This is a genomic window from Candidatus Izemoplasma sp., from assembly GCF_982632705.1.
Genome location: NZ_CEXEES010000069.1, coordinates 1 through 7,341 on the forward strand (window position 1 = coordinate 1; position 7,341 = coordinate 7,341).

A 7,341-nucleotide genomic window follows, 5' to 3' on the forward strand; every position below is an offset into this window, starting at 1 on the left:
TTTGCTTTAAAATGGCATTCCGGGAGGGATTCGAACCCCCGGCCGACGCCTTAGAAGGTCGGTAGTCTATTGAATAGTAAAAAAACTTACACAAAATGTGTAAGTTCAAATTATTTTTCTAGTACGATGACACCTGCACAATGTGAGGTTTCTGCATATGATACTTTATATATATCATATAGGTTTTTTCTATAATCATCTTGTGTTGGATAATGTTCATCTGTGTCCCAGATTTCTTTGTATCTTTTCTCTAACTGTTTTAATTCCTGAGGTGATTTACGCATAACATCTCCTATGATAATAACTCCGCCCTTTTTAAGCTTGTAGTCTAGTAATCTCAGTAAACTGTATTGCTGAAAAGCCGATAAGTGATGTATTGCATATGAGAATATAAAACAATCTATTGAATTATTATTCATGTACTGTACAGACGATTTAAAGTCTGTATTGATGAATTTCGCATTTGGCATTAAGGCAAATGCATGATCTATCATTTTGGTTGAGAAATCAACTCCAATGATGAAATGACCTTTGTCGTATAGTTGTTTTGATAAAACACCTGTCCCGATTCCCATTTCTACTACTGTGTTAAGTTTGTTTTCATGTACGTAATCAGTGATTAGTTTTAGTGTTTCTTTATATCCACAAAACGGATAATCATTGTTTATGTATGTGTTTTTCACATCTTTATTGTAGGTCTCTGCCCACTCGTTAAATAATTTTTTCTTGTCCCTAAGCATGTGTTTCTCCTTAAATCTTTTATCCCCTGGTAATATTGATATCCTGTTTGCATTAAATTGATTATAACATTTCTTAATCAAATAAAAAAGAGACAGTTTTGTCTCTTTTTGGATTTATTTGTATATTACTTTATATTATATGCTTTAAAATGCTGCATCGCGTTGTGATGATTACAATCTACACCACTGTTGAATGATAGATTTGTAAAGACTGTTTCTAAATCCATTTTAGCATTATCAAAGATATATCTATGAACTTTTGATGTGATATCTTTTGCGAATGTATATCCCTCTTCTACTAAATCATAGACTGATTTAGTAAATGCTTCATTTGTTACTGGATGATGCCATGTCTTGTGTTCTAGGTTTAAGTAATCATAGTTCTTAATATGATTGAACATGGAAACATCTTTTATGAATAGATCCTGTTTTAAGAATAGATCTGCGATTTTATAGAATTGCTTTTTGATTCCAAATGGATCATAGAGCATATGTTTTACATTTTTATACATTGTTTTGACAGAACGTTTAAACATAAAGGCTCCATTATCTTTCCCGTATGTTTGTTTTAAGGTATACCCCATAATGTCTGCGACTTCTTGCGGCATATGTCCTGTCAGAAACTGTGTTTTATGTAGTTTTAGTTTATGAGCTTTCTTTTTCGTATCCTCTTCAATAATGACGCAATCTACACTACGTTCAAATTGAAGATGAAGTCCTTTGTAGATATCTGTTTCAGGCTTGTTTTTTTTGTATTCACCAACGTTATAATAAATATAAGGGTGAATACTAACATCTAATGCGTAATGCGTTAAGAAGCCAATTAAATATGAGTATGTTTCTTTGGTTAAATGTTGTTTGACGTAATGAACCATGTTGATTAATAACATTTGTGTGTTTGTGTCGTGAGTACGACTACAGAAGTATGAATAATCTTTGCTGTCTTTACCAAGCACAATATAACATAGTGGATCTGGACCTTGCGCTCCCATGAATACCAATTCTTTGTTGAAGTCGTAATCAATTTCATTGATTACTCTTTTGGCTAGTTTTGTGTGTGAATATATATCAGCCATTTTTTAATTCAACAAGCTTTTCTTTAAAGTATTCAGGTAATTCGGATTTAAACTCCATGTATTCTTCTGTCGTTGGGTGGATAAATCCTAACGTTTGTGCGTGTAAATATTGTCCAAATTCTGTATCTGTTTTACGTTTACCGTATTTACTGTCTCCAAAGATTGGGTAACCGATATAAAGCATATGAACACGGATTTGATGTGTTCTACCTGTTTCTAAGACACATTCAACTAGGGTATGTTTTTCAAAACGATCTAGTACTTTGAAGTTTGTGACTGCGACTTTTCCGTTTTCAACACATTTCATTTTTTGTCTGTTTTTAGGATCTCTACCAATAGGTGCGTTTACTTTACCTAAGTTGTGAGGGATAACTCCTTCTACTAAGGCAATGTATTTACGTGTTACTGTTTTTAGTCTTAGTTGTTCTCCTAAATGTTCTAACGCTTTTGGGTTTTTAGCAACCATTAGTAATCCTGATGTTTCTTTATCAATTCTATGTACAATCCCAGGTCTTATTTCCCCTTTGATTGCTTGTAAGTCTTTTACATGATGCAGTAATGCATTTACCATTGTCCCTGAATAGTTACCAGCTCCAGGATGCACAACCATGTTGTAGTCTTTATCGACTACTAACATATCGTTATCTTGATATACGATGTTTAAAGGAATGTCTTCTGGCACTACATCTGTGACTGTTTCTTCAAACGCAGTGATTTTTATGACATCATCTCTTTTTACTTTGTAGTTATTTTTAGTTGGTTTATCATTAATGATTATGTTTTCAGATTTCACCATTGCTTGTACTGTTGCACGTGATTCTCCTAACATAATAGTTAGATATTTATCTAATCTATTTAAGTGGTTCTCTTCTGATACGATTATTGTTTTTTCCATTTTAACACGTCCTCTAATAAGATATCAATCGCGAACATTGTTACTCCCACAACAAGACAGATATCTGCGATGTTGAAGATTGGGAAATCAATAAAGTCAAAACGTATAAAGTCTGTGACTCTTTGATGGAATAAACGATCAATAAAGTTTCCGATTGCTCCTGCAATCATTAATAATACACCATATGTGTATAATTTTTTAGTTTGTAAGTTGATATCTTTTAATAAGAAATAGAATAGAACAAATGATCCTAGTGTTATCACATAGAATATCATCATTTGGCCAAATAATAGTCCCCAAGCTCCACCTTCATTAAAATTAAATGTGAATGATATTAATCCAGGGATTATTTTGATAGCGGGTGTTGCGCAATACGTTGCCGTATCATGACATACTTCTAAGATGTCTCTTCCACCGTAGTGGTTTAATATCATTAGTTTTGACACTTGGTCTAATAAAATAAGTCCAAGTATTATACTAATCGATATGATCATTTGTTTTTTCATAATGCACCTCTTTTATGATATTAATACAAATACTATTGTCATTACTGCCATTATTACAACAGAGTAAATCATTGTTAGTAAGTATTTTATGTTTTGAAAATGAATGTATTCTGTCTTTTTGTATGTTAGTAATGTTTCGACAAAGTATGTCTTAGCTAAGTAACTAAGTAATACCAATACAACATATAATAATATTAATCCTGGTACTAAGAAACGTACCATCATTGGAATGATGTTTATAAAGACAATGACTGCCACTCCTCCTGTTATTACGAAGAAATAAAAATCAACTATTAATGCTTTTAAAAACTGTTTGAATGAGTAGAATAAGAATAAGCTTTTGATTGAGTTATATTGTTCTTTATTCATAAGTATCACCATAATTCTCTAAAAACTCAACTGCCTCAGCAAATGTTGAAACACCAACTACGATCATATCGGTGTTGAATTCTTCTAATACTGAGAGAGCTTCAATGTAGTTATCATAGTCCTCATCGTTTAGATGAGGGGCAAAGAATACATCAATATCATTTGATATTGCTGTAATTATTTTTTGTCTCATGCTTCCAATATATCCTACATTACCGTGAACATCTATTGTTCCTGTTCCGGCAATCTTTAATCCGTTTGTATAGTCAAACTCGGTAAGTTCGTTGAAGATGTATAACGTTTGTAGTAAGCCCCCACTTGGACCTTGGGTTCCTGTTCTAGTGATTGAGTATTCAACATCACTTTCTACTATTTCACTTAAGATATCAATGTATAACCCAAATGAACAAGTTCCTTCTGGGTTTGTTTGATCAACTAGGTTTCTAGTGATTGTGAATGTATGATTTGTATCATTTCGTTCAATTACGATTTCAGCAGAATCATAACACGCTGTACCTGTCAGTTCTTCATAGTAATCGGTGCTGTTGTTCACAGAAATGATTCTATCTCCTACTTCTAGTGTGTTGTCAGTCATATGTGCGTACGTTAAATAGACAGTATCATATGAATCATATGTGATATCTAGTCCTGCGTTTTCTATTGCGACGATTAACGCTGTTGATAATGAATCATCTTTTTGAAGATATCCCATTACGGTTAAATCTTCTAAATCAATTCCCTCATATCCTCTAGGGAAATCTCTTATTTCAACTTTAGCCATCATTTTCCCAGTAAAGTACTGAAGTATAGATACTTTATCCATTACGATAACAGATGTTGTGTGAAATGAACCAGATGCATTGTAATCTGTTTCGATTGTTAAGAATTGATCAACATTATCATTGTACCCAGGAGCACTGAACGAGTAATCTACACGAACTGTACCTACTACTAACATAAACCCAAAGAAGATAGTTAATAACGAAAATAGAATTCTATGTTGTTTAAGTGTTTGTATCATTCTTAATTAGTATATCTTCTAGTTTCATTTGTCTTGATTCAACTCCAGCGCTTTCAAACATACGTCTTGAAGCAACAAATGATTCTTTTTCATGATATTTATCTTCTAGGTAAACAACTTCTCTGATTCCTGATTGTACTATAAGCTTCGCACACTCATTACATGGAAATAATGTCACATATAATGTGGCATCATCTAGTGGAACGGTTGCGTTTAATATTGCGTTTGGTTCTGCGTGTACTACATATGGATATTTACTGTCTAACCAATCTCCATCTTTATCCCATGGGAAGTTATCATCATCGACACCACGAGGAAATCCGTTGTATCCAATCCCAATGATTCTTCTTCGATCATTGACAATACAAGCTCCGACTTGTGTTATTGGGTCTTTTGATCTCATTGCGCTTAGTTTCGCAACTCCCATAAAGTACTGATCCCATGTTATATAATTTTCTCTTTTCATAGTACCCTCCTATAAGCTGTGTAATTCCTTTGAAATTAAACTAGCTACCTTACAGTTATTATATACTAATTTGATGTTAGTCTCTAATGATTTACCTTTGGTAAGTTCAACAACTTTACCAAGTAGGTAAGGTGTTGTTTCTTTTCCTTTGATTCCTAGCTCTTCCATTTCGATGATTGCGTTTTTGATTGCTTCGTCGATTAACTCTTTTTTCATTGAATACTCAACTGGAACTGGGTTAGCGATAAGCATTCCCCCACGTAAATTTAGTAATTGTTTTGTGTGATATACAGATGCGATTTCAAGAGGTGTATCGATTCTAAAGTTTACTTTAAAATCTGATTCTCTACTATAGAATGCCGGTAACATATCTGTTTGATATCCGATTACTTCTACACCTTTTGTTTCTAAGTATTCCAGTGTTAATCCAATATCTAGGATACTTTTAGCACCTGCTGAAACGACTATAACGTTTGTTTCAGATAGTTCTTCTAAGTCCGCACTGATATCCATTGTGTTTTCAGCACCACGGTGAACTCCACCGATTCCACCAGTTGCGAATACTGAGATATCTGCAAGGGCAGCGATAAACATTGTCGCAGACACTGTAGTTGCTCCATCTATTTTGTTTGCGACATTATATGCGATATCACGGCGTGATGTTTTTGTTATTTTTAATCCTGTTTTACCAAAGTAATCAAGTTCTTCAGGACTTAATCCTATTTTTAATTTCCCACCGATTATAGCGATTGTTGCTGGTACACAACCATTGTCTCTAACGATTTGCTCACAGTTTTTAGCTGTTTCTACGTTTTGAGGATATGGCATACCATGCGATATAATTGTGCTTTCTAATGCAACAATTGGTAGATTGTTGTCTATAGCGTTTTGTACTTCTTTACTGTACTCGATAAATTGTTTCATAATTCTTCACCTTTTCATATGTTAGTTCTTTATTAGTAGCGTCGTCGCTTAATAAAGTGATATATGCTACTTTTTTAGCGTAATCAATTGATTCTTTGATTGATTTATCTAAGGATACACCTTTGATAAATCCAGAGATGAATCCATCTCCTGCCCCTGATGCGTTAACGATTGTCTCGCAAGGGATTGTTTTAAAGCTTGTGACGTTCTTATCTACGACAGTTATGTCTTTATCTTGATTTGTGATTATAACTGTATTAGCGTTTAATTTTTGTAGTTCTTTTATTTGGTTCTCTAATGTATCTTCTTTTGTTAGTTCAATACATTCAATGTGATTTAGTTTTACGTAATCTATTTTATGTAGAATAGATTGTAGTTTATGGACTTTGTGCGCAGATACTGCGTCCATAATGATTGTTTTATTGTGATTGTTTACGATGTGTTTGATTGTGTCTTCTGTCAAGTTATTGTCAATCACTAAAATATCAAATGAATTGATGTAATCTTTGTGTTTGATCATGAACTCTGTGTTTAGCTCTTCTACAATCTTCATATCGTTCAGACCTAGGAATAAGTCATTGTCTTTATCTAAGATACCGATATAGACACTGTTTACGTGATCACATACTTTTGAGTGGGTTGTTTTGATTCCCATTTCCTCTAATGAATTTTGTGCTTGTGTACTAAAGATATCATTCCCAAAGACTGTTAGAAATGAGATATCACAGTCCAATCGTTTGATGTTTTCTGCGATGTTTCTTCCAACTCCACCAAAACTGAACTTGATGTCTGTGATATTAGAATCGTGTAGGTTATAGTCTTGTTTATTGTGGGTAAATATATCGATGTTTTGTGCACCGATGACTAGTATTTTAGACATTTTTATGACTGTCTAAGTTTACGTGACAGTACCCGTTTTTATTTTTATCTAAATAATCTTGGTGATACTCCTCAGCGCTAAAGAATGGTAGTTCTGTCTTTAGTTCAATAGCGATTGGTCTTTTGTACTGTGGTTGTTTCTTATTGAAATAGGTATTGATAATTTCAAGTTCAGAATCGTTATAGTTATAAATACCAGAACGGTATTGAACTCCGATGTCTGGTCCTTGTTTGTTGATAGATGTAGGATCAATGATGTTGAATAAGTGATCTAGTAATTTGTTTAATTCAATCTCTTCATTATTGTATTCAATCAGTACTGCTTCAGCGTGTCCGCTTCCACTGCATACTTCTTGATACGTTGTTTCACCGTTTCCAGCGATATATCCAGTTTCTGTTTTATATACTCCTGTTAGTTGTTTAAAGTAGGCTTCTACTCCCCAAAAGCATCCACCTGCGAATACG

General features: G+C 33.5%; 10 protein-coding genes. All 10 read right to left on the reverse strand.

The annotated features are described in order from the left end of the window. Positions 1-110: 110 nt before the first annotated feature. Positions 111-740 (reverse strand): class I SAM-dependent methyltransferase, encoded by a 630-nt coding sequence (locus tag AC2LE6_RS07900; protein ID WP_484478721.1) that lies wholly within the window; start codon positions 738-740, stop codon positions 111-113. Between the two features lie 125 nt (positions 741-865). Then, complete coding sequence (locus AC2LE6_RS07905; RefSeq protein WP_484478722.1) at positions 866-1,816, reverse strand: zinc dependent phospholipase C family protein; 951 nt, start codon at positions 1,814-1,816, stop codon at positions 866-868. Continuing rightward, complete coding sequence (locus AC2LE6_RS07910; RefSeq protein WP_484478723.1) at positions 1,809-2,711, reverse strand: RluA family pseudouridine synthase; 903 nt, start codon at positions 2,709-2,711, stop codon at positions 1,809-1,811. The genes AC2LE6_RS07905 and AC2LE6_RS07910 overlap by 8 nt, the downstream gene beginning before the upstream one ends. Next, positions 2,696-3,217: a signal peptidase II gene (gene lspA / locus AC2LE6_RS07915; RefSeq protein WP_484478724.1), complete on the reverse strand. Its 522-nt coding sequence runs from the start codon at positions 3,215-3,217 to the stop codon at positions 2,696-2,698. Before lspA ends, AC2LE6_RS07910 begins: the two co-directional genes overlap by 16 nt. Before the next feature lie 12 nt (positions 3,218-3,229). After that, positions 3,230-3,586 (reverse strand): hypothetical protein, encoded by a 357-nt coding sequence (locus AC2LE6_RS07920; RefSeq protein ID WP_484478725.1) that lies wholly within the window; start codon positions 3,584-3,586, stop codon positions 3,230-3,232. Further along, entirely contained in the window at positions 3,579-4,607 is a 1,029-nt protein-coding gene (locus AC2LE6_RS07925; protein ID WP_484478726.1) for a S16 family serine protease, read from the reverse strand. The genes AC2LE6_RS07920 and AC2LE6_RS07925 overlap by 8 nt, the downstream gene beginning before the upstream one ends. Further along, complete coding sequence (locus AC2LE6_RS07930; protein ID WP_484478727.1) at positions 4,591-5,073, reverse strand: deoxycytidylate deaminase; 483 nt, start codon at positions 5,071-5,073, stop codon at positions 4,591-4,593. The genes AC2LE6_RS07925 and AC2LE6_RS07930 overlap by 17 nt, the downstream gene beginning before the upstream one ends. Before the next feature lie 9 nt (positions 5,074-5,082). Continuing rightward, positions 5,083-5,997: a pseudouridine-5'-phosphate glycosidase gene (locus AC2LE6_RS07935; protein ID WP_484478728.1), complete on the reverse strand. Its 915-nt coding sequence runs from the start codon at positions 5,995-5,997 to the stop codon at positions 5,083-5,085. Beyond that, positions 5,972-6,877 (reverse strand): carbohydrate kinase family protein, encoded by a 906-nt coding sequence (locus tag AC2LE6_RS07940; RefSeq protein WP_484478729.1) that lies wholly within the window; start codon positions 6,875-6,877, stop codon positions 5,972-5,974. The genes AC2LE6_RS07935 and AC2LE6_RS07940 overlap by 26 nt, the downstream gene beginning before the upstream one ends. Beyond that, the coding region (gene msrA, locus AC2LE6_RS07945) for a peptide-methionine (S)-S-oxide reductase MsrA (RefSeq protein ID WP_484478730.1) at positions 6,870-7,341 on the reverse strand (472 nt) is incomplete at its 5' end. The genes AC2LE6_RS07940 and msrA, both read right to left, overlap by 8 nt.

Bases quoted from the DNA above. Each gene is read 5' to 3' on its own strand.
- AC2LE6_RS07900 (WP_484478721.1), bottom strand. From the start codon at position 740: ATGCTTAGGGACAAGAAAAAATTATTTAACGAGTGGGCAGAGACCTAC.
- AC2LE6_RS07905 (WP_484478722.1), bottom strand. From the start codon at position 1,816: ATGGCTGATATATATTCACACACAAAACTAGCCAAAAGAGTAATCAAT.
- AC2LE6_RS07910 (WP_484478723.1), bottom strand. From the start codon at position 2,711: ATGGAAAAAACAATAATCGTATCAGAAGAGAACCACTTAAATAGATTA.
- AC2LE6_RS07930 (WP_484478727.1), bottom strand. From the start codon at position 5,073: ATGAAAAGAGAAAATTATATAACATGGGATCAGTACTTTATGGGAGTT.
- AC2LE6_RS07925 (WP_484478726.1), bottom strand. From the start codon at position 4,607: ATGATACAAACACTTAAACAACATAGAATTCTATTTTCGTTATTAACT.
- lspA (WP_484478724.1), bottom strand. From the start codon at position 3,217: ATGAAAAAACAAATGATCATATCGATTAGTATAATACTTGGACTTATT.
- AC2LE6_RS07920 (WP_484478725.1), bottom strand. From the start codon at position 3,586: ATGAATAAAGAACAATATAACTCAATCAAAAGCTTATTCTTATTCTAC.
- AC2LE6_RS07940 (WP_484478729.1), bottom strand. From the start codon at position 6,877: ATGTCTAAAATACTAGTCATCGGTGCACAAAACATCGATATATTTACC.
- AC2LE6_RS07935 (WP_484478728.1), bottom strand. From the start codon at position 5,997: ATGAAACAATTTATCGAGTACAGTAAAGAAGTACAAAACGCTATAGAC.